The sequence below is a fragment of the Sphingomonas bacterium genome, from assembly GCF_028289855.1.
Classification (GTDB): Bacteria; Pseudomonadota; Alphaproteobacteria; order Sphingomonadales; family Sphingomonadaceae; genus Sphingomonas.
In genome coordinates this window covers 1-20,858 of the sequence record NZ_JAQGKZ010000089.1, presented here as the reverse complement: position 1 = coordinate 20,858, position 20,858 = coordinate 1, and the positions used below count along the sequence as shown (strand labels likewise).

Sequence of the window (20,858 nt, the reverse complement as noted above, 5' to 3'; positions counted from 1 at the left end):
CGTTTAGGGGCGGGCGCGCAAGTTCGCCGCACATCATCACGGGTATCGCAACCATGGCCGCTCCCCTGCTCCGTCTCGCACTCGCCGCTGCGCTCCTCGCCGCCCCGCTCCCCGCCGCAGCGCAGCTCCAGGGTTCGCCCGGCTATGCGTTCCTCCAGGCGGTGCGCGACGACAAGGGCGAGGATGTCGACAAGATCCTCGCCGTGCCGGGGACGCGGATCATCGACACACAGGACGTTACCTCGGGCGAGAGCGCGCTGCACATCGTCGCGAAGCGCAACGATTCGCGCTACACCGCCTATCTGCTCGCCAAGGGGGCCAACCCCAACCTCAAGGATCGCCAGGGCAACACGCCGCTGATGGTCGCGATCGATCATGGCTATGCCGGGCTGGTGCCGATCCTGTTGAAGGGCAAGGCCAACCCCAACATCGCCGGCGACGGCGGACAGACCCCGCTGATCAAGGCGGTGCTGCGCCGCGACGAGGAGATGGTCCGCGCGCTGCTCGATGCCGGCGCCGACCCCGACCGCAAGGATTATCTGGCGGGCAAATCGGCGCGCGATTACGCCAATGCGGACACGCGCAACACGTCGATGGCCAAGCTGTTCGCCGATGTCCCGGTCAAAACGCGGCGCGCAATCTCTGGCCCCACACTGTAATTACGCGGGCAACGGTTCCGCGCCCGCACCCGGCAATTTCGCGAATAGCGTGCGGTCCTCGGGTTTGAACGACCAGCGCCACACGACGAACAGGAACGCGCCGACCAACGCCGGTTCGCCGACCACCAGCTCGACCCACTCGAACCGCTTGGGCAGCAAGGTGAACAGCGTGCCGACCACCACCGACGCCGCGATCGCGGCGAGGAACGACCAGCGCCACGCCATCACCGGCGCGCCGAGCATCCGGCGCAACACCCCAGCCTTGATCAGCGAGGTCAACGTCAGCGACAGCATCAGCGCCACCGCCGGTCCCGCCGCCTGGTAATTGGGCGGAAAGCTCAGCTTGGTCCAACCCGAAGGCAGCCAGATCATCCACCCCGATCGATCCAGCCATCGCATCGCGAAGATCAGCGCGAAGCTGAGCGCGATCTGGAACAGCAGCATCCCGACCGAAATCGCCAGATTGCGGTGCCGCGCCATGTACACCAAAGCCGCCTCGCTGACCGCTCCCTGCGTCGCCAGTACCTCTCCCCACAGGAGGAATCCCAACGCCGCGGTGCCGGCCACGAATTGCGGACCGATCAGCCCCATCACCGCTTCGCCCGGGATCGACCCCATCAGCGCGGCGATCGCCTGGAACGACATGATCCAGAACCCGACCTGGCGCACTTGCTGCGCGATCGCGGCGCGGTCGTTCTTGGCGAGGCTCTGCGTGATCACCGGCCCCAGGATCGGATCGAAGCTCGATTTCAGCTTCTGCGGCACCGACGAGATTTGCTGCGCCATATAATAGATGCCGACGATCTTGGGCTCGAACACCATCCCCAGGATGAAGCGATCGACGTTGCGCGTGCCCCATTCGATCGTCTCTGCACCGGCCAGCGGTGCGTTGAGCCGCGCCATCGCCGCGACGCGCCCGGGATGCGGGCGCCAGCCGCGCGGCCAGCCGAATTCGCGCGCCATCGGCACGACCGAGGCGACCATCGCCGCGACCAGCGCGGTCATATAGGCGAGCGTCAGCCCTTCGGCGCGCGCGACATAATAATAAGCCAGCACCGCGATCGAGATCGTCCACGGCTCGATGATCGCGCGCGCCGTCACCGCCGCTCGGAAGTTGCGGCGATACGACAGCGCCGCCACCGCCACATCGGACAAGGCGATCGGCAGGATCGTCCAGGCGAACCACGGATCGAAGCGCGTGACGACGCCGTCGGGGTACATGAGCTCGGGCAGCGCGAAGAGCAGCCCGCCCGCCGCCAGCGACACCAATGTCGCCAGCAACATCGCGTCCCACACCGTACAGGCCTCGTCCTTGCCCTTGGCCAGCGCCAGCGCGAGCCCGCGCTTGAGGCCGAGCGTCGCAATCAGCGCACCGAACTCGATCACCACGACCGCGATTGCGTAGCGCCCGACCGCGTCTGGACCGTAGAGCCGCCCCGCCGCGAACAGGAACGGCATCCGCGACACCAGCCGGATCGCGAACCCGCCGATATTGGTCCGTCCGCCCTTGGCGAGCGTGCCCATATCGTCGGGGGAGGCGGCGCCCGAGGTCGTGCGGTTGCTCACGCGCGCGTGCCCCACAACCACCCGTCATGCTGAACTTGTTTCAGCATCCACCCCTCTACCCACCACTGCCGTGTGTGGAACGCGATGGACCCTGAAACAAGTTCAGGGTGACGGAGAAAAGGGGATGTAGAGTGGTGCAAGTTAGTGTGCCGCGCCCCAGCTCGGTCCGGTGCCGATTTCGATCGCAAGCGGCACGTCGAGCTTGACCGCGGGTTCGGCCGCCGTGGCCATGACGCGTTCGATCACCGGCTTGGCCGCTTCGACCTCGCTTTCGGGCACTTCGAATACCAATTCGTCATGGACCTGGAGCAGCATGCGCGTGCCGGTCAGTCCCGCCGCCGCCAGCGCCGGCTCCATCCGCGCCATCGCGCGCTTGATGATGTCGGCGCTCGTGCCCTGGATCGGCGCGTTGATCGCGGCGCGCTCGGCGCCCTGGCGTTCGTGCTGGACGCTCGATTTGAGCCGCGGAAAGTGCGTCTTCCGCCCGAACAACGTTGTGGTGTAGCCAAGCTCACGCGCGCTGTTGGTCGTGTCGGCGATATAGCGGCTGATGCCGGGGAAGCGTTCGAAATAGCGGTCGATCATCGCCTGCGCTTCATCCGACGACACATCGAGCCGGCCGGCCAGCCCCCAGCGCGAAATGCCGTAGAGGATCGCGAAGTTGATCGTCTTGGCGCGCCCGCGCGTGTCGCGGTTGACCTCCCCGAACAATTCCTGCGCGGTCAGGCTGTGGATGTCGTCGCCGCGCGCGAACGCGTCCTTGAGCGCGGGGACGTCGGCCATGTGCGCGGCGAGGCGCAGTTCGATCTGCGAGTAATCGGCGGCGAGGATGACGTTGCCCGGTTCGGCGACGAACGCGTCGCGGATCTGGCGGCCGGTCTCGGTGCGGATCGGAATGTTCTGGAGGTTGGGGTCGGTCGACGACAGCCGGCCGGTCTGCGCGCCGGTCAGGCCGTAGCTGGTGTGGACGCGGCCGGTCGCGGGGTTGATCTGTTCCTGCAGCGCGTCGGTATAGGTCGACTTGAGCTTCGATAGCTGGCGCCAGTCGAGCACCTTCACTACCATCTCGCGGCCCGGCGAATCCTTGTCGGCGGCAATCCGTTCGAGCTCGTTGACGTCGGTCGAATAGACCCCCGACTTGCCCTTGCGCCCGCCCTTGATCCCCATCTTGTCGAACAGCACGTCGCCCAATTGCTTGGGGCTGCCGATGGTGAACTTGAACCCGGCGATGCCGTGGATTTCCTCCTCCAGCGCGGCGATCTGGTATGCGAAATCGGTCGAGAGCTGATGAAGCTTGCCCTGATCGACCTTGATCCCGTGCCGCTCCATCCGGCCGATGACGGCGGGGAGCGGGCGGTCGACCATTTCGTAGACGCGCGTGACTTGTTCGGCGGGCAATCGCGGCGTGAACCGGCGCCACAGCCGAAGCGTCACGTCGGCATCCTCGGCGGCGTAGCGGGTCGCGGTCTTCAAATCGATTTCGGCGAACCCGAGCTGCTTCTTGCCTGTCCCCACCACGTCCTTGAACGCGATGCAGCTGTGCGACAGGTGCGTCGCGGCGAGCTCGTCCATGCCGTGACCGTGGAGCCCGGCGTCGAGATCGAAGCTCATCACGATCGTGTCATCGTATGGCGCGACCTCGATCCCCCCCACACTTTCTCCGGCGCGCGCGAGCACGATCAAATCGTATTTGATGTTGTGGCCGATCTTGAGCACCGCCGGGTCTTCGAACAGCGGTTTGAGCTTGGCCAGCGCCACAGTCTTGTCGAGTTGAACCGGCTTCTCCGCAAACATGTCGGTGCCGCCATGCGCCAGCGGGATGTAGCAAGCGAGGTTGGCGTGGAGCGCCATGCTGACCCCGACCAGTTCGGCGCGCGTCGCATCGACACCCGTCGTCTCGGTATCGATCGCTACCCAGCCCTGATGCCGAGCGACTTGAATCCAGCGATCGAGCGCGGCCTCGTCGACCACCGTTTCGTAGGCATCATGATCGCAGGGCGGGTCTTCCTCTTCCGGAACGCCGGGGAGCCCGGGCGCCGGTTCGGCCAAGGGCGCATCGGCGACTTGCCCGAGCTTGGCGAGCAACGTCTTGAACCCGTGATGCTCGAGGAACGCCCTGAGCGGCGCATCGGGAATACCCTGAAGCTCGAACTCCTCGAGCGGTTGCGGCAGCGGCACGTCGCACGCCAGTTCGACCAGCCTGCGGCTGAGGCGCGCCATGTCGGCATGCTCGATCAGATTGTCGCGCAATTTACCCGGCTTCATCGTCGGCGCGGCGGCGAGCACGGCTTCGATGTCGCCATATTCGTTGATCAGCTTGGCCGCGGTCTTCGGCCCCACCCCGGGCACGCCCGGCACATTGTCGACGCTGTCGCCCATCAGCCCGAGCACGTCTCCGAGCCGCTCCGGCCCGACGCCGAACTTCTCCATCACCTCGGCGGGGCCGAAACGCTTGTCGCGCATCGTATCGAGCATATCGATGCTCGGCTCGGTCAGGAGTTGCATCAAATCCTTGTCCGAGCTGATGATCGTCACCGACCAGCCCTGCGCCAGCGCGGCCTTGGCATAGGACGCGATCAAATCGTCCGCCTCCCACCCCGCTTCCTCGATGCACGGCAGCGAAAAGGCACGTGTCGCGTCGCGAATCATCGGGAATTGCGGGACGAGATCCTCGGGCGCGGGCGGGCGCTGCGCCTTGTACTGATCGTACATTTCGTTGCGGAACGTGTGCTCGGACTTGTCGAGCACCACCGCGAGATGGGTCGGTCCGTCGGCCTTGTGGAGCTCGTCGGCGAGCTTCCACAGCATCGTCGTATAGCCGTACACCGCACCGACCGGCTCGTCGTGCTTGTTGGTCAGCTTCGGGAGCACATGATAGGCGCGGAAGATGTAGCCGGAGCCGTCGACGAGATAGAGATGGGGCATCGTGGGCGAGGGATAGCGTAGCTGCGCGCCGGGACAAAGCCTTTCGCCTCTTCTCCCTCTCCCCTTGCTAGGGGAGAGGATAGCGAAGCTTGGCAGCTTGCTGTCTAGCGTAGCTCGGTGAGGGGTAGGGCGGCGCATGGCGCCGCGCGATTGCCATGCAATCGCTCACCCCTCACCCAGCTCCGACTAAGGCTCTTCGAGCCTAAGTCTGCGCAACCCTCTCCCCTTCCGGGAAGAGGGAGAACAGGCCTACCAGCGGTAGTTGCTCACCACCCCCATCACCACCGCCTGCATCAGCGCCTGGCGTTCGGGGATCGTCTTCGCGGTGTCGCCGATCATCACCGCGATCGCAAAGGACTTGCCGTTGGGCGCGATCAGGATGCCGACATCGTTATAGCCAGCGGTGCGTCCGCCGAAATTCTGCCCGGTCCCGGTCTTGTGCCCGAACGTCCAGCCCTCCGGCACCGCGCCGCGCATGCGCTGCTTGCCGGTGCGTGACATTTCCATCGTGCCGATCAGATATTGCGTCGAAGCGGGCGAGAGCAGTTCGCCGCGCTTGAGGCGGGCGAGCGCGGTCGCGATCGCGCGCGGTGCGGCGCCGTCGGGCGGATCGGCAATATAGCGCTCGAACGCGTCCATCCGGGTCGAGGCCGGGATGCGCGCGCGCGCCGTCTCGAACGCACGGCCCTTCGAATATTCGGGTTTCCAGTCGAGCCCGGCGGTCAGGCTCTGCAGCGCGCGCTCGCCGGGGCCGAAGCGGATGTCGGCAATCGCCTTCTTCAACAGGAACGCGCGCACCACGTTCGGCCCGCCGACATATTGCAGCAACCGGTCGTTAGCGGTGTTGTCGCTTTGGGTCAGCGCGCGCTGGAGCAACTCGCCAACCGTGGTTTGATACCCCTCGTCCTTCACCAGCGCCGCGATCGGCTGGTTGAACAGGGTGAGGTCTTCCTTCTTGACGGTGATCGGATCGTCGAGGCTCAATTTGCCGGCGTCGCGCGCATCGAGCACGGTCATCGCCACCCACAGCTTCGACACGCTTTGCTGCGGCAGCTTGAGATCGCCGTTCGACGTCACCGTCCAGTCGTCGTCGAGGCTCTTGACCGCGATCCCGACCTTGCCGCCGAAATCGCGCGTCAGCGACTGGACCAATGCGACCAGCGCCTCGGGCGGCGCGACGTTGCGCGGCGGCAAAGGCTGGACGACCGGGCGCGGCGCGGCGTACACCACCGGGGGCGGTACCGATCGCGCCATGCGGCTGGGGCGACTGTCGGATACGCACCCCGCGATCGCCAACCCGGCGATCACACCCGTTAGAATCTTGCTGGTACGCTGCACTGAATTACCCATGGACCCCCGCCCGCTTGGTTGCCGGGAGATACTGTATCGCCCGGCTTGGTTGAGGAATCCCCAATTTATCGATCCACGATGAACCGCGCCTGAAAAGCGGTGGGGCGAGCAACCCAATCGTCTGAAATAGTTAACGGAATCAGGGAACGAGGATCGTATCCACCGCGACGGGCAATGTTTCGGGATAATCGAGCGTGAAATGCAGCCCGCGCGATTCGTGGCGATGGAGCGCCGAGCGCACGATCAGATCGGCGGTCTGGAGCAGATTGCGCAGCTCGATCAGGTCGGGCGTCACGCGGAAATGGCCGTAATAATCGCCGACCTCGTCGTTGAGCAGCTTGATGCGGTGCGCAGCGCGTTCGAGCCGCTTGGTGGTGCGCACGATCCCCACGTAATTCCACATGAAGCGGCGGATTTCGGTCCAGTTCTGCTGGATCACGACTTCCTCGTCCGAATCGGTCACGCGGCTTTCGTCCCACGGCCGGATCGCGGGGGGCGGCGGCAGATCGTCCCAATGCGCGTTGATGTGCCGCGCCGCGCTTTCCCCGAATACGAAGCATTCGAGCAGCGAATTGCTGGCGAGGCGATTGGCGCCGTGGAGCCCCGACTGCGTGCACTCGCCCGCCGCATACAGCCCGGGCAGATCGGTGCGCCCGTCGAGATCGACCATGATCCCGCCGCAGGTGTAATGCTGCGCGGGGACGACCGGGATCGGCCCCTTGGTCATGTCGATGCCAAGCCCGAGCAGCTTCTCGTAGATCGTCGGGAAATGGTGCGTGACGAACTCGGCGCCCATGTGGCTGATGTCGAGATGGACGTAGTCGAGCCCGTCGCGCTTGATCTCGGCATCGATCGCGCGCGCGACGATATCGCGCGGCGCGAGCTCGGCGCGCGGGTCGACGTCGGGCATGAAGCGGTGCCCGGTCCTGGGGTTCTTGAGCTGCCCGCCCTCGCCGCGTACGGCCTCGGTGATCAGGAAATTCTTGACCTCGAGATTGTAGAGGCAGGTCGGGTGGAACTGCATCATCTCCATGTTCGAGATGCGGCACCCCGCGCGCCACGCCATCGCGATGCCGTCCCCGGTCGCACCACGCGGCGCGGTCGAGAACAGGTAGGTCCGGCCGGCCCCGCCGGTCGCGAGAATCGTCGCATTGGCGGTGAACAGTTCGACCCGTCCGCTGGCGCGGTTGACCGCGTAGACGCCCCAGACATTGCCCGCGCCCGAATAGCGTTCCTCATGCTTCGACGTGGCGAGGTCGACCACCACCATGTCGGGCACGAGCGTGATATTGGCATGCGCGCGCGCCGCGGTGAGCAACGCTTCCTGCACCGCCCAGCCGGTCGCGTCGTTGACGTGGACGATGCGGCGATGGCTGTGCCCACCCTCGCGCGTCAGATGGAGGTCGCCGGCTTCCTCGTTGAACGGCACGCCGAGGTCGATCAACCGCTCGATCGCGCGCGGCGCGCCTTCGACGACGAACTCGACCGTCTTGCGGTCGTTGAGCCCCGCGCCGGCGATCATCGTGTCCTCGATATGGCTTTCGAACGTGTCGCCGGGTTCGAGCACCGCCGCGATCCCGCCCTGCGCCCACGCGGTCGACCCCTCGGCGAGCCCGCCCTTGGCGAGCACGGTGACCTTGAACCGCTCGGCGAGATTGAGCGCGGCGGTAAGGCCCGCGGCACCGGAGCCGATGATGAGGACGTCGGATTGGTGAAAGCCACTCATCTGACCACCGTGGCATATTTGGTGCCTACTAGGACAGCCCCTGCATGCTCCCTCTGCGAGGTGTTGCAGAACCCAACTGGCCAACCTCTCTCACCAGTCGGAAGCGTTATTTTCGTTTGGATTTGACTTTACGATTCTATTGCTTCAAATATTCGATGCCATGTTTCGGGAGAAAACCGATGTTCAATTCGACGCTAGTGCAGACGAAGCAGGAGTTGCACGACAACACGATTGGTTTTGCGGCAGAGATCGCTAACCTCGCAGGCAAGAAGACGAACGAGCATGATGCGGTCGCCAACGGCTGCTCGCACGCGGTCGAGTGGGTGGCTTTTCCCGATGGCCGCGGCGGATGGGTCGTCGCGTTCAGCAAATATGTCGGCTATCGCGACGTTACGCCTCGCATCTATGACCAGTTCCGGAAAACGCACATGACCGGGACGGACACCAAGCGGCGCGTCGAAAAGTTCGGCGGCACGCAGTATGGTGTGGGTCGCCGCGCGGGCCTCAACGATAAGCACCCGGCAGTCACGGAAGTACGCACCGTTTGCGCGACGATGGGCAAGACCCCGAAGCAAACGGCCAAAGTTCGCGTATTCGCCTTGGAAGAGCGCCCGGCGGCGATGGACATCCTCGTCGCCGCTATTCGAGCAGCGGCGCTCAACGACGCCGAACTCGACACCATGATTGCAGAGGTGAAAAAGGCCGCCTGAACCCGGCCCTATGCGTTGGCAGCCCGAGTCAGGTTGAGGAACACGTCTTCCAGATCGGGCTCCTTGGTCGAGACGTCGACGATGCCATATCCATCACCCTGCACCGCGGCGAGGACTTGCCCGGCGTTCGCCTGATCCTTGCGATAGGTGATTTCGAGCACGCGCTCGCCCTTGAGCTCGACTTTCTGGAAACAGCTCGCCGATGGCGGCACCGTCACGTCGCGGTCGACGGTCAGTGCGACGACCTTTTCCTGTGCGCGGCCGACCAGCTCGCGGGTCGGTTCGTTGGCGATGACGCGGCCGTGGTTGATGATCGCGATGCGGTCGCACAATTGCTCGGCTTCCTCGAGATAGTGCGTGGTCAGCACCACCGTCACGCCCTGGCGGTTGAGTTCTTTGACATAGGCCCAAAGCTGTTGGCGCAATTCGATATCGACCCCCGCGGTCGGCTCGTCGAGCACCAGCACCGGCGGCGAATGGACCATCGCCTTGGCGACCATCAGCCGCCGCTTCATCCCGCCCGACAAGGTGCGCGCATACGCCTTCGCCTTGTCCTCGAGATGCACCGCGCGAAGCAATTCCATCGAGCGGCGCTTCGCCCTGGGCACGCCGTAGAGACCGGCCTGGATTTCCAGCGTTTCGACGGGCGTAAAGAACGGATCGAACAGGATTTCCTGGTTGACGATGCCGATCGACGCCTTGGCGTTGCGCGGGTGATCGTCGATGTCGAAGCCCCAGATCGAGGCATGCCCGCTGGTCTTGTTGACGAGCCCGGCAAGAATGTTGATCAGCGTCGACTTGCCCGCGCCGTTGGGGCCCAGCAGCCCGAAGATGCTGCCGCGCGGCACATCGAACGAGACGTTATCGAGCGCGACCTTGCCACCCGCATAGGTCTTGCAAAGCTGGTCGATCGAGATCGCGGCGTCGGTCATGCCAGCGGACTTAGGCTTGCCGACGACTGGCGCAAGTCACTTTGCGGGCGGTGCGGCCGGATCGGGCGCCGCCGGCGTGGCAGGATCGGTCGTCGCCGGATCGGCCGGCGCGGGATCCGGCTTGGCCGGTGCCTTTTTGACCGGTTTCGCGGGCGCCGCGGCTTTGCCGGGCGCGATCGTCAGGGTCAGCTCGGTCGTCAGCGTCACCCCGGCGACGCGATCGGTCACGGTCGCGACGACGCGATAGTCGCCGAACGGCCCCTCGTCGTCGACGCCATAGCCGAGCGCCCCATCGCCGAGATACGGCTTCTTGGGATCGGTCGGCGCGGCCTTGTCCCACACCACGACGCCTTTGTTTTCATCGTTGATCGTGCCGTCGGGCCGCGTGATGACGAAATCGGCGACGATATCGCACCGCGCTTCCGCATTCGCCTTGCACCCGCGAAAGATCAGGAAGGTGAAGAGCGGCCGGTTGGCGACCGTTTTCGTCGTGGCGCTCTTGCCGCCGCCGCCCAGTTTCCATTCGGCGATGAACTTGTCGGCATCAGGCACCGCGACCTGGAGCACGCTGAAGCCAGCCTTTTCGTCATGGCTAAGCGGCGGAATGGTGATGAGCGAGGGTTTGGGGTTCGGCTTTGCGGGTGCCGGTTTGGGCTTTACCGACGCGGGCTTGGCAGCGGGGGTTTTGGCCGCCGCAGGCTTCTTCGCCTGCTGGGCGATGACGGGACTGGCGGCGATCAGCGCCACGGCGGCGATGCGGAAAGCAAACATGCTGCCATGGTGCGGCGGCGATCCGCGCTTGGCAAGGCGGCGTTGGTGATTGAAGCCGCCCGTGCCGCTTGCTATCGCGCCACCATGCTGCCCCCGCCCGAACTCGTCCGCGTCTCCCAGCCCCGTGTCGCTTGCGACGGGGCGACCGACATTCCCGGCGGCGCCGCGCTCGGTCATCCGCGCGTGTTCCTGCAGATTGACGAGCATGGCTATGTCGATTGCGGCTATTGCGACCGGCGCTTCGTGCTGATCGGGGGACCGGCGGACGGCGCCGACCAGAGCCAATTGCCCGATCATCCGGCTGGTGCCAGCGTCTAACCCGCTTATATACCGGGCATGACCAGCCCGACCGACCCCCGCCAGTTCCTGTATCGCGACCAGCTGTCGCCCGACGAGGCGCAAGCGCTGACCGCCGCCGCGCTGGGCAAGGCCGACGACGGCGAGCTGTATCTGCAATATGCCCGCTCCGAAGCGTTCGGGTTCGACGACGGGCGATTGAAGACCGCGAGCTACGACACGCATTCGGGGTTCGGGCTGCGCGCGGTGTCGGGCGAGACCACCGCGTTCGCGCACGCCAACGAGATTAGCGCCCCCGCGATCCGCCGCGCCGCCGAGACGATGGCGCTGATCGACCCCGCGACGGGTCCCAAGGCCGCCGCCCCGGCCAAGACCAACCGTCATCTTTACACTGACGCCGACCCGCTCGATCTCGTCCCGTTCGCCGAGAAGGTGAACCTCTGCCAGACGATCGACGCAGCGGCGCGCGCCCGCGATCCGCGCGTCGCGCAAGTATCGGTCAGCCTCTCGGGATCGTGGAATGTGGTCGAGATCGTCCGCGCCGACGGTTTCGTCGCGACCGACGTGCGGCCGCTGGTGCGGCTCAACGTCTCGATCGTGGTCGAGCACAATGGCCGGCGCGAAACCGGCAATTTCGGGCTGGGCGGTCGCTATCTCTACGAATCGCTGATGGAGCCCGCGACGTGGAACCGCGCGATCGACGAGGCGCTGGCGCAGGCGCTGGTCAACCTCGACTCGGTCGCCGCGCCGGCGGGCGAAATGACGGTGCTGCTCGGCAATGGCTGGCCCGGCATCCTGCTCCACGAAGCGATCGGGCATGGGCTTGAGGGCGATTTCAACCGCAAGGGCACGTCTGCCTTCTCGGGCCGGATCGGCGAAAGAGTCGCCGCGCCGGGCGTCACCGTAGTCGACGACGGCGCGATCGCCGACCGACGCGGGTCGCTGTCGATCGACGACGAGGGCACCCCCACTGCCGAGACGATCCTGATCGAGGACGGCATCCTCAAGGGCTATATGCAGGACCGCCTCAACGCGCGGCTGATGGGTGTCGCGCCGACCGGCAATGGCCGCCGCGAATCGTTCGCGCACGCCCCGATGCCGCGGATGACCAATACCTTCATGAAGGGCGGCAAGGACGATCCCGCCGAACTGATGGCCCGCGTTAAGAGGGGTATCTTCGCCAAGTCGTTCGGCGGCGGTCAGGTCGATATCGTCAGCGGCAAGTTCGTGTTCAGCTGCACCGAGGCGTATCTGATCGAGGACGGCAAATTGGGTGCGCCGATCAAGGGCGCGACCTTGATCGGCGATGGGCCGACGAGCCTGACCAAGGTCACCGGCATCGGCCACGACTTCGCGCTCGACGAAGGCGTCGGCATGTGCGGCAAGGGCGGGCAGTCGGTGCCGGCGGGCGTGGGGCAGCCGACGTTGCTGCTCGAAGGGCTGACCGTCGGCGGGACGGCGGTCTGACGCCGTGGCGGCGATCGAGATCGGCCGGTTCGACACCATGGTCGCCGATATCATCATCGGCCGGTTGCACGCCGACGGCATTGCCGCCTTTCCGTTACCCTACAGCAGCGAATACAGGAGCGGCGTAGTGACCGGCATCCTGGTGGACGAGGATGAAGCCGAGGCCGCAAGGTCGATCATCGCCGCCAGCGACGCAGATTTTCCGGAATGACCCAGGAGACATGGCCCGCGCTCGACTGGCCGCAATGGCGCGACACGACCGCGCATCTCCACCTCATCGCCCAGATCGTCGGCAAGGTGCGGCTCGCGCTGACGCCGTGGCTCAACCATAGCTGGCACGTCGCGCTCTACGTCACGCCTAACGGGCTGACGACTTCGCCGATGCCCGCGGGGCCGGGGCGGACGCTGCAGATCGACTTGAACCTGTCGACCGCGCGGCTGATCGTCGCGACCAGCGATGGCGAGCATCGCATGATCCCGGTCGGCGCGCGGAGCATCGCCGATCTGTACGCGGTGGTGATCGCGATGCTCGCCGATCTCGGCATCGCCGCCACGGTCAGCGATGCGCCTAGCGAGATTCCCGATGCCATCCCGTTCGCGGAGGACAAGGTGAAGCGCCCGTGGGACGCCGACGCGGTGCGCCGCTTCCACCGCGCGCTGGTCACGGTCGACGGCGTGTTCAAGCAATTCCGCACCGGGTTCCTGGGCAAGGCGAGCCCGGTGCATTTCTTCTGGGGCAGCATGGATTTGGCCGCGACGCGCTTTTCAGGACGGGTCGCACCGAAGCATCCCGGCGGCATGCCCGGCCTGCCCGACGCGGTGACGTGCGAGGCGTACAGCCATGAGGAAGCCAGCGTCGGCTTCTGGGCGGGGAGCGATGCCTATCCCAAGGCGGCGTTCTACGCTTATGCCTATCCGTCGCCCGAGGGATATGACGCTGCTAAAATCGAACCCGCCGAGGCCGCATGGAACGCCAACATGGGCGAATTCCTGCTCGATTACGACACGGTGCGCGCCGCGCCCGACCCGGAAGCCATGCTGCTGTCCTTCTGCCAATCGACCTATGACGCGGCCGCCGAGCTGGCCAAATGGGACCGCGCCGCGCTCGAATGCCCGCTCGGCCGCCCCCGCATTCCGCGCGCGGTATGACGGCGGTGTAACGAAACGACCCAAAATCAAGCCATTGGATTCATCGGCGCGCGGCGCTATGGCGCTCGCCGACTTTGAGGTAGAGCGTAATCATGGCACGGCTGGGAAACCGGAAGGATTCGGAAATCCTCGTCGCGCTCGGGCGGTTGCGCGGCGGGCTGGGCGCGATCATCGCGCTCTCCGCGATGGTCAACCTGCTGACGATCGCCGGGTCGCTCTATTTGATGATCGTCTACGACCGCGTGCTGCCATCGCAGAGCCTGCCGACGCTGTTCAGCGTGTTCGCGATGATCGCCATTGCGTACATCTTTTACGGCCTGTTCGACGTGATGCGGTCGAAGATGCTGGCCGACGTCGCCTCGTCGCTCGACCGCTCGCTGTCGGGGCGGGTGCAGACGATCGAGGCGCGAATCGCGCTCGAACGGCCCGATTCGAAGGAACAGATCAGCCCGACGCGCGACCTCGACCAGTTGCGCTCGTTCCTCGCCAGCCCCGGCCCGCCCGCGCTGATCGACTTGCCGTGGATCTTCTTCTTCCTGCTGGTCCTGACGCTGGTGCATTACTGGCTTGGCGTCGTGACGCTGGTCGGCATGATCGCGCTCGCCGCGCTGACATGGGTGGCCGAGCGGTCCGCCAGCCGCCACGTCGCCGCAGTCAACAGCACCATGGCGCAGCGCCGCACGCTCGGCGACCGGCAATGGCGCCATGCCGAAGTGATCACCGCGCTCGGCATGCGCGACCGGCTGATGCTGCAATGGCGCCGCGTCCATCACGACTATCTCGACCGGCAGGCGATGCTGTCGGACACGATCGCCACCTTGGGCGGGATCAGCAAGGTGTTGCGGATGTTCCTGCAGTCGCTGGTGCTGACCGTCGGCGCGATGCTGGTGATCGACGGCAAGGCCACCGCGGGGATCATCTTTGCCTCCTCGATCCTGTCGGGCCGCGCGATGGCGCCGGTCGATCAGGCGATCGCCAACTGGAAGAATTTCGTTATGGCGCGGCAGAGTTGGGGACGGCTCGACAACCTGCTCCGCCAGGTCCCGACCGACGACGCCGACCGTACCGAATTGCCCGCGCCCGAGCATCTGCTGAGCGTCGAGCAACTCTCCTTGGCGCCCCCCGGCAGCCAGCGCACGACGGTCGCGGGGGTCGGTTTCCAGGTCAAGGCCGGGCAAGTGCTCGGCATTATCGGCGCCAGCGCGTCGGGCAAGTCGTCGCTGGTGCGTGGCGTCGTCGGGGTGTGGCGGCCGACGGCGGGCGCGGTGCGGCTCGACGGCGCGGCGATCCAGCAATGGGACCCCGAAACGCTCGGGCGCCATCTCGGCTATCTCCCGCAATCGGTCGAACTGTTCGCCGGCACGATCGCGGAGAATATCGCGCGGTTCGAAGTCGGCGCGACGTCGGAGGCGGTGATTGCCGCTGCCAAGGCGGCGGGCGCACACGACATCATCGTGCAATTGCCGGGCGGGTACGATTATGCGGTCGGCGAGGATGGATCTACGCTGTCGGCGGGTCAGCGCCAGCGCATCGCGCTCGCCCGCGCGCTGTATCGCGATCCGTTCCTGGTCGTGCTCGACGAGCCCAATTCCAACCTTGATCCAGAGGGTGAAAACGCCCTGGCGCGCGCGGTCATGGGCGTGAAGCAACGCGGCGGTATCGTGCTGCTGGTCGCGCATCGCCGCGAAATCCTGGGCGTCGCCGACCTGCTGCTCGTGATGCGTGGTGGCCAGATGCAAGCGTTCGGCCCGCGCGACGAGGTGCTGGCTAAGCTCGCCCCGCCGGGCGGCCAGGGCAACCTGACCCCGATCAAGCGAGCCGGCGGATGAACGCGCAAACGCCGCTGCATACCTTCTGGCCCGATGCCGAGCCCGATCCCGGCGCCGAGCGGCTGCGCCATCGCACACGCCGCGCGTTCATCCTGATCGCGGTGCTGGTGTTCGGCTGTTTCGGGCTGGCGTCGTTGCTCCAGGTCGGCGGCGCGGTGGTCGGGTCGGGCGAAGTCGCGGTCGAATCGAGCGTCAAGACGATCGCGCATCCGACCGGCGGCATCCTGACCGCGATGCTGGTGCGCGACGGCGATCACGTCACCAAGGACCAGGTGCTGATGAAGTTCGACGTCGGCGTGTCGTCGGTCGGGATGGAATCGGCCGCGCTCGGGCTCGAACAATTGCGCGCGCGGCGTGCGCGGCTGGAGGCCGAACGCGACGGCGCCGGGTCGATCCTGTTCCCGCCCGAACTGACCGCCAGCACCGACCCCAAGGCGAAGGACGCGATGCTGCGCGAACAACGCCTGTTCGGGCTGCGTCAGCGCGAACGGTCGGGCACGATTTCGCTGCTCGGCCAGCGCGTGCGGCAATATCAAGAGCAGATCGCATCGTATAACGCGCAGATCGCCGCGCTCGATCAGCAGATGGTGCTGGTCGAGCCCGAGCTCGCGGGGCTTCGCAAGTTGCACGACAAGCAACTCGTGACGATCAACCGGCTCAACGAGATGGAGCGCACTGCGGTGCAGATGCGCGGGTCGAAGGCCGCGCTGCAATCGAACATCGCCGAGGCGCGCGCGCGCATTTCGGAGGCGAGCGAGCAGATGCTCAACGTCGACAAGCAAATCCGCAGCGACGCCGCGACGCAGCTCGCCGAGGTGGTCGGCCAACTCAACGACCAGCAAGTCCGCGTCGCGACCACCAGCGACCTGGTCGACCGCAGCGTGATCCGCGCGCCGCAATCGGGCACGGTCGACAAGATCGCGTTCCTGACCATCGGCAGCGCGGTGCCGCCCAATCAGCCGCTGCTGCAAATCGTTCCCGACCGCGACAATCTGGTGGTCGATGCGAAAATCCGGCCGCAGGACATCGACCAGGTGCGCATCGGGCAGAAGGCCCGCGTCACGTTTTCCGGGCTCAACCGCCAGACCACGCCGGACGTTGCCGGCAGCCTGATCTTCGTCTCGCCCGACCTCACCACCGACCAGCGCACCGGCGCGAGCTATTACCGGATCAAGGTGCGGCTCGACGCGCAGGAACTGGCCAAGGCGCCGCAGATCGCGCTCAAGGCCGGGATGCCCGCCGAGGTGTTTGTCCAGACCAACGACCGCTCGATCCTGTCGTTCCTGTTCAAGCCGTTGCTCGACCAGATCCGCTACTCGATGCGCGGCGAGGGATAGTCGACACGACCGGCACCGACGCCTAGCGTCGGGCGATGTCGATACGCATGCGCCTGTTCAGCTTGAGTCTGGTAATGGTGGTGGGAGCCGGAGCGATGGCGACGAAACCGCAGCCGCTGCACATCCGCTGCAGCGCGACCGGTACCAAATTGATCGCGCCGCCGATGACCGATGCTGAGGCGTGTGCGCGCTTCATCCGCGCGGTCGGGACCGCGAGCGCCACGCCAATTGCCGCCCAGGTTTCCGGGACGATCGGCGACGGCCTGAGCGTCGAACTTCGCTTCCTGCCGCAGGGCGTCGCCATGGCGAGCGTGACGCGCGTTCGTGCCGGTCGGCCGCAGCCGCCGATGCGCTACGAACTGGCAGTGTCCGACCGTGGATTTCGCGCCGTCGATATCGACCGACTCGCGCGCGATGTCGCGGCCGGCATGCTCGCCGCGCCACCCCGCCGATAGCAATCTCGCTCAACCGCTTTGGCATTGCGCAGCGCGTGTCTTGGACTAACATCGCGCCCCATGATTGAGGCCTGAGCCGACCAGCTTATCAGGGGTATCGCCATGACGACTTTTCTCGACCGGCTTTCGCCGTCCACTCGCGATTTCGTTGCCGACGCCAGCGACGAAGCGCTGACGTTCGAGACGGGCGGCGAATCGATCGTCAAGGGACCCGTCGCCGCGCCCGGCAATGCTTTCGTGTCGGTCCCGCTTCCCCAGGCCGCCGACACCGTGGGCGGCGATACCTCGACCACCGCGACGATCACGCCAGGGTCGAGCGTCGACGTGTCGATCGACACGCTCGGCGACCATGACTGGTACCGCGTCACGCTGACCGCGGGCACCAGCTATACCTTCCACACGTCCTCGGACTCGACCGGCGCCGATACCTATCTGGTCCTGCGCGACGCGAGCGGGACGCAGCTCGCGTTCGACGACGACGCGGGGGACAGCAGCTATTCGCTGATCGGCTATACGGCGACCACTTCCGGCACCTATTATATCGATGCCGGCACCTATGCCGACCAAAGCACCGCCACCTTCCATCTGTCGGTCGCGGCGGTGCTGCCGACCGGCGCCGACTCGGTCGCCGGATCGGTCGCGACGACCGCCAACCTGGCGATCACGGGCAGCGTGGACGGCAATATCGACACCAGCGGCGACCATGATTTCTACCGCGTCAGCCTGACCGCCGGGCAGACCTATATCTTCCGCACCGGCGGGGTGACCGCGGCGACCGCCACCGACACCATCCTGACGCTCCGCGACGCCAGCGGGACTCAGATCCTGACCAACGACGATTCGGGCGAAGCGTCGTTCTCGGCGATCCGCTACACCGCGACCGCGACCGGCACCTATTATCTCGACGTGTCGGCCTATCAGACCGGCACCGGCGCGTTCAACCTGACCGCCTTCACCACGCCGACGCCCGTGGTCTACACCTACGACCAGATCGCGAACCAGCTGACCAATGGTTACTGGGGCGGCGACAGCCACCATTTCGCGGTGAGCCCGGGTGGATCGATCACCTTCAACGTCCAGGCACTGACCGCCCCCGGGCAAGTGCTGGCGCGCGCCGCGCTGTCGGAATGGACCGACGTGACCGGGATCGTCTTCACCGAAGTCACCACCGGCGGCCAGATCGTCTATGACGACAACCAGAGCGGCGCGTTTGCCAGCGCGTCCTATTCGAACGGGATCACCACGAGCGCCAACGTCAACGTCTCGACCCAGTGGCTGACCGACTACGGCACCGGGCTCAACAGCTATTCGTTCCAGACCTATATCCACGAAACCGGCCACGCGCTCGGGCTCGGCCATGCCGGCAATTACAACGGCAGCGCGAGCTATTCGGCGGATTCGCTGTACCTCAACGACGCTTGGGCGACGACGGTGATGTCGTATTTCAGCCAGACCGATAACACCTATTTCCAGGCGCAGGGCTTCACCCAGGAATTCGTGCTGACCCCGATGGTCGCCGACGGGGTCGCGGTCGCCAACCTGTACGGCACCAACACCAGCACGCGCACCGGCAATACGACCTATGGCTTCAACAACACTTCGGGCCAGGCGGTCTACGACGCGACGCAGTTCCCGACCGACAGCTATACAATCTACGACAATGGCGGGATCGACACGCTCGATTATTCGGGGTTCGGTCAGAATCAGGTGATCAACCTCAACGCCGAAACCTTCTCCAACATCGGCAGCCGCATCGGCAACGTCTCGATCGCGCGCGGCACGGTGATCGAGAATGCGATCGGCGGCAGCGGCGCCGACACGATCACCGGCAATTCGGCGGACAATCAGCTCACCGGCAATGGCGGAGCGGATTCGCTCTACGGCAATGGCGGCAACGACACGCTGTTCGCGCAAGTGGGCGACGCGGTACTCGATGGCGGCGCCGGCACCGATACATTGGTGTTCGGCGCGTCGGGCACGGTCACCGGGACGCTCGCCGGGTTCGAGGGCCTGCAGCTGACCGGCGGCGCGGCGGTGGCGATGACCGAAACGCAGTTCAACACCGGTTTTGCCGCGACCAGCACGCTGTCGGGCGGCGGGTCGTTGACGATCAACATGGGCGCGGGCGACAGCGAGCTTTACCTGCAGCAGCTGCTCGGCGGGTCGGGCGTGACGATCACCGTCAACGGCTCCGCCAACAACGATCTGGTCAAGGGCGCAGTCAACGCGGTCAACATCATCAACGGCGGCGACGGGTCGGACGCGATCCGCGGCAGTACGCAAATCGACACGCTGAGCGGCGGCAACGGCGACGACAAGATCGAGGGCGGCATGGGTGCCGACATCCTGACCGGCGGCAGCGGCGCGGACACGTTCCGCTATCAGTCGGCCAGCGCATCGACCGTCGCAGCGCCCGACAAGATCACCGATTTCGTCAGCGGCACCGACAAGCTCGGCTTCCTGTTGCTCGACAGCGATCCCAATACCCCGGGCATTCAGGGGTTCAGCTATATCGACACCCAGGCGTTCCACCACACCGGGGCCGCCGAAATCCGCTACGAGACGTCGGGCGCCGATCTCACCGTGCAGGTCGACATCAACGGCGACGGCATCGCCGACATGGCGATCTCGCTGCTGGGCCTGGGCGGCGGATCGCTGGGGAGCGGGGATTTCCTCATCTGACGCGCGGCGCCAAGTCGTCACCCGGCCGCGAAGAACATCAATGGACCAGCCGGCCGTTCTCCGACCGCGACAGATAGGATGCCCGAATAGAAGCGCGGATCGACATGCACCCCCGATACGATCGCGCCAAAGCGGGGGAAATGGCGCACGACAGGCGCTGCCGGTAGGGTTATCCTTTTTAGTCGCGCTGTCCTTTTCGCGGCGCCGCGCAAGGGAAAAAGCGATATGTCGACATGGAACATGGGCAGCGAGCCGCATTCGGACGGGTCGCGCGACGTTATCATGGCGTTTCAGAATAACGACGCGAACGGTCAGGTCGCGGGCACGTTGACGTTCAAGAACACCGCTTATTCGGTCGACGGAAACTGGGCGGCAGCGGGCTCCGTCACCGGGCGCAATTACTCCGCCTTCGCCCTGTGGGGCAGCGACAATCAGGGCGCGACGCAATATGTTGCCGCGACCGGCACGCTGGACGATTCGTCGGGCAGCCTGAAGGCGATCCAGCTCAACCTGATCCGCGTATCGACCGGCGACGACCGGCAATTCGGCTGGGACGGCGTTTTGCTGCCGATGTAAGCGCACGCCGGGCGGGGGCACGAGTATCCGACCCCCGCTTTGCGCCCGGGATAGGCGCGGCGCGCGAACCGTGCGACAATCGCCCCGGGCCTCCCGCCTCCCAAGGAAATCGCCATGGCCAAGGGCCAGAAGAAATCGAACAAGGAAGTCCGCAAACCCAAGGCTGAAAAAGCGCCCAAGGCGAATGCGTCGAACCCCACGACCAAGGGCAATCCGGTCGGGATCGTGAACATCAAGGGCTGAAGCGCGACATGACCGAGGCTTGGTGGAACGACACGCTGATCGCGAAGAGCGACGATATCGTCACGGTCGAGGAGAATGGGTATTTCCCGCTCGCCGCGGTCGCGCCCGATTTGCTCGAGGACAGCGCGACGACGAGCATCTGCCCGTGGAAAGGAACCGCGCATTACTACACGATCGTAGCGGG

At 65.7% G+C, this 20,858-nt stretch carries 19 protein-coding genes; 13 read left to right on the top strand and 6 right to left on the bottom strand.

Going from position 1 to position 20,858, the window contains the following annotated elements:
• Nucleotides 1–53: 53 nt before the first annotated feature.
• The gene (locus JWM94_RS10280; protein WP_299426053.1) at nt 54–659 is read left to right on the top strand and encodes an ankyrin repeat domain-containing protein; all 606 of its coding nucleotides are present in this window, start codon (nt 54–56) and stop codon (nt 657–659) included.
• Here the strand turns inward: JWM94_RS10280 and JWM94_RS10275 are convergent, their stop codons facing one another.
• The 4 genes from JWM94_RS10275 to nadB form a co-directional block, all read right to left on the bottom strand.
• On the bottom strand, nt 660–2,225 hold the full coding sequence (locus tag JWM94_RS10275; protein ID WP_367185882.1) for a lipopolysaccharide biosynthesis protein: 1,566 nt from the start codon (nt 2,223–2,225) through the stop codon (nt 660–662).
• Nucleotides 2,226–2,366: 141 nt separating this feature from the next.
• Nucleotides 2,367–5,150, bottom strand: a complete 2,784-nt coding sequence (gene polA / locus JWM94_RS10270) for a DNA polymerase I (protein WP_299426050.1) — start codon at nt 5,148–5,150, stop codon at nt 2,367–2,369.
• A 249-nt stretch (nt 5,151–5,399) separates the two neighbouring features.
• The gene (gene bla, locus JWM94_RS10265) at nt 5,400–6,500 is read right to left on the bottom strand and encodes a class A beta-lactamase (RefSeq protein WP_299426047.1); all 1,101 of its coding nucleotides are present in this window, start codon (nt 6,498–6,500) and stop codon (nt 5,400–5,402) included.
• Nucleotides 6,501–6,639: 139 nt separating this feature from the next.
• Nucleotides 6,640–8,226, bottom strand: coding sequence for an L-aspartate oxidase (gene nadB / locus JWM94_RS10260; RefSeq protein ID WP_299426043.1), 1,587 nt, complete (start codon nt 8,224–8,226; stop codon nt 6,640–6,642).
• A gap of 179 nt (nt 8,227–8,405) precedes the next feature.
• Between nadB and JWM94_RS10255 the strand changes: the two genes are divergently transcribed.
• Complete coding sequence (locus JWM94_RS10255) at nt 8,406–8,936, top strand: hypothetical protein (RefSeq protein ID WP_299426040.1); 531 nt, start codon at nt 8,406–8,408, stop codon at nt 8,934–8,936.
• 8 nt (nt 8,937–8,944) lie between these two features.
• On the opposite strand, the gene JWM94_RS10250 is transcribed toward JWM94_RS10255, so the two are convergent.
• Both JWM94_RS10250 and JWM94_RS10245 read right to left on the bottom strand, forming a co-directional pair.
• Nucleotides 8,945–9,868, bottom strand: a complete 924-nt coding sequence (locus JWM94_RS10250; protein WP_299426037.1) for an ABC transporter ATP-binding protein — start codon at nt 9,866–9,868, stop codon at nt 8,945–8,947.
• A gap of 36 nt (nt 9,869–9,904) precedes the next feature.
• Nucleotides 9,905–10,639 (bottom strand): hypothetical protein, encoded by a 735-nt coding sequence (locus tag JWM94_RS10245; RefSeq protein ID WP_299426033.1) that lies wholly within the window; start codon nt 10,637–10,639, stop codon nt 9,905–9,907.
• Between the two features lie 84 nt (nt 10,640–10,723).
• On the opposite strand from JWM94_RS10245, the gene JWM94_RS10240 reads away from it, so the two are divergent.
• The 11 genes from JWM94_RS10240 to JWM94_RS10190 form a co-directional block, all read left to right on the top strand.
• A complete protein-coding gene (locus JWM94_RS10240; protein WP_299426163.1) occupies nt 10,724–10,957 on the top strand; it encodes a zinc-finger domain-containing protein in 234 nt (77 codons plus the stop codon).
• Between the two features lie 18 nt (nt 10,958–10,975).
• Complete coding sequence (gene tldD, locus JWM94_RS10235; protein WP_299426030.1) at nt 10,976–12,403, top strand: metalloprotease TldD; 1,428 nt, start codon at nt 10,976–10,978, stop codon at nt 12,401–12,403.
• 4 nt (nt 12,404–12,407) lie between these two features.
• The gene (locus tag JWM94_RS10230; protein WP_299426027.1) at nt 12,408–12,614 is read left to right on the top strand and encodes a DUF2007 domain-containing protein; all 207 of its coding nucleotides are present in this window, start codon (nt 12,408–12,410) and stop codon (nt 12,612–12,614) included.
• A complete protein-coding gene (locus tag JWM94_RS10225; protein ID WP_299426024.1) occupies nt 12,611–13,552 on the top strand; it encodes a DUF5996 family protein in 942 nt (313 codons plus the stop codon). Before JWM94_RS10230 ends, JWM94_RS10225 begins: the two co-directional genes overlap by 4 nt.
• A gap of 92 nt (nt 13,553–13,644) precedes the next feature.
• Complete coding sequence (locus JWM94_RS10220; protein ID WP_299426021.1) at nt 13,645–15,381, top strand: type I secretion system permease/ATPase; 1,737 nt, start codon at nt 13,645–13,647, stop codon at nt 15,379–15,381.
• Complete coding sequence (locus JWM94_RS10215; protein ID WP_299426018.1) at nt 15,378–16,718, top strand: HlyD family type I secretion periplasmic adaptor subunit; 1,341 nt, start codon at nt 15,378–15,380, stop codon at nt 16,716–16,718. Before JWM94_RS10220 ends, JWM94_RS10215 begins: the two co-directional genes overlap by 4 nt.
• Before the next feature lie 95 nt (nt 16,719–16,813).
• The gene (locus tag JWM94_RS10210; RefSeq protein ID WP_299426015.1) at nt 16,814–17,173 is read left to right on the top strand and encodes a hypothetical protein; all 360 of its coding nucleotides are present in this window, start codon (nt 16,814–16,816) and stop codon (nt 17,171–17,173) included.
• Between the two features lie 102 nt (nt 17,174–17,275).
• The gene (locus tag JWM94_RS10205) at nt 17,276–19,855 is read left to right on the top strand and encodes a M10 family metallopeptidase C-terminal domain-containing protein (RefSeq protein WP_299426011.1); all 2,580 of its coding nucleotides are present in this window, start codon (nt 17,276–17,278) and stop codon (nt 19,853–19,855) included.
• A 225-nt stretch (nt 19,856–20,080) separates the two neighbouring features.
• Entirely contained in the window at nt 20,081–20,431 is a 351-nt protein-coding gene (locus JWM94_RS10200) for a hypothetical protein (RefSeq protein WP_299426009.1), read from the top strand.
• 114 nt (nt 20,432–20,545) lie between these two features.
• On the top strand, nt 20,546–20,674 hold the full coding sequence (locus tag JWM94_RS10195) for a hypothetical protein (protein ID WP_299426007.1): 129 nt from the start codon (nt 20,546–20,548) through the stop codon (nt 20,672–20,674).
• 8 nt (nt 20,675–20,682) lie between these two features.
• On the top strand, nt 20,683–20,858 hold a 176-nt coding region (locus tag JWM94_RS10190; protein WP_299426160.1), incomplete at its 3' end, for a DUF427 domain-containing protein.

Excerpts from the sequence above, each read along its gene's own strand:
- JWM94_RS10280 (WP_299426053.1), top strand. The coding sequence starts at position 54 with ATGGCCGCTCCCCTGCTCCGTCTCGCACTCGCCGCTGCGCTCCTCGCC.
- polA (WP_299426050.1), bottom strand. The coding sequence starts at position 5,150 with ATGCCCCATCTCTATCTCGTCGACGGCTCCGGCTACATCTTCCGCGCC.
- bla (WP_299426047.1), bottom strand. The coding sequence starts at position 6,500 with ATGGGTAATTCAGTGCAGCGTACCAGCAAGATTCTAACGGGTGTGATC.
- nadB (WP_299426043.1), bottom strand. The coding sequence starts at position 8,226 with ATGAGTGGCTTTCACCAATCCGACGTCCTCATCATCGGCTCCGGTGCC.
- JWM94_RS10255 (WP_299426040.1), top strand. The coding sequence starts at position 8,406 with ATGTTCAATTCGACGCTAGTGCAGACGAAGCAGGAGTTGCACGACAAC.
- JWM94_RS10250 (WP_299426037.1), bottom strand. The coding sequence starts at position 9,868 with ATGACCGACGCCGCGATCTCGATCGACCAGCTTTGCAAGACCTATGCG.
- JWM94_RS10245 (WP_299426033.1), bottom strand. The coding sequence starts at position 10,639 with ATGTTTGCTTTCCGCATCGCCGCCGTGGCGCTGATCGCCGCCAGTCCC.
- JWM94_RS10240 (WP_299426163.1), top strand. The coding sequence starts at position 10,724 with ATGCTGCCCCCGCCCGAACTCGTCCGCGTCTCCCAGCCCCGTGTCGCT.
- tldD (WP_299426030.1), top strand. The coding sequence starts at position 10,976 with ATGACCAGCCCGACCGACCCCCGCCAGTTCCTGTATCGCGACCAGCTG.
- JWM94_RS10225 (WP_299426024.1), top strand. The coding sequence starts at position 12,611 with ATGACCCAGGAGACATGGCCCGCGCTCGACTGGCCGCAATGGCGCGAC.
- JWM94_RS10220 (WP_299426021.1), top strand. The coding sequence starts at position 13,645 with ATGGCACGGCTGGGAAACCGGAAGGATTCGGAAATCCTCGTCGCGCTC.
- JWM94_RS10215 (WP_299426018.1), top strand. The coding sequence starts at position 15,378 with ATGAACGCGCAAACGCCGCTGCATACCTTCTGGCCCGATGCCGAGCCC.
- JWM94_RS10210 (WP_299426015.1), top strand. The coding sequence starts at position 16,814 with ATGGCGACGAAACCGCAGCCGCTGCACATCCGCTGCAGCGCGACCGGT.
- JWM94_RS10205 (WP_299426011.1), top strand. The coding sequence starts at position 17,276 with ATGACGACTTTTCTCGACCGGCTTTCGCCGTCCACTCGCGATTTCGTT.
- JWM94_RS10200 (WP_299426009.1), top strand. The coding sequence starts at position 20,081 with ATGTCGACATGGAACATGGGCAGCGAGCCGCATTCGGACGGGTCGCGC.
- JWM94_RS10195 (WP_299426007.1), top strand. The coding sequence starts at position 20,546 with ATGGCCAAGGGCCAGAAGAAATCGAACAAGGAAGTCCGCAAACCCAAG.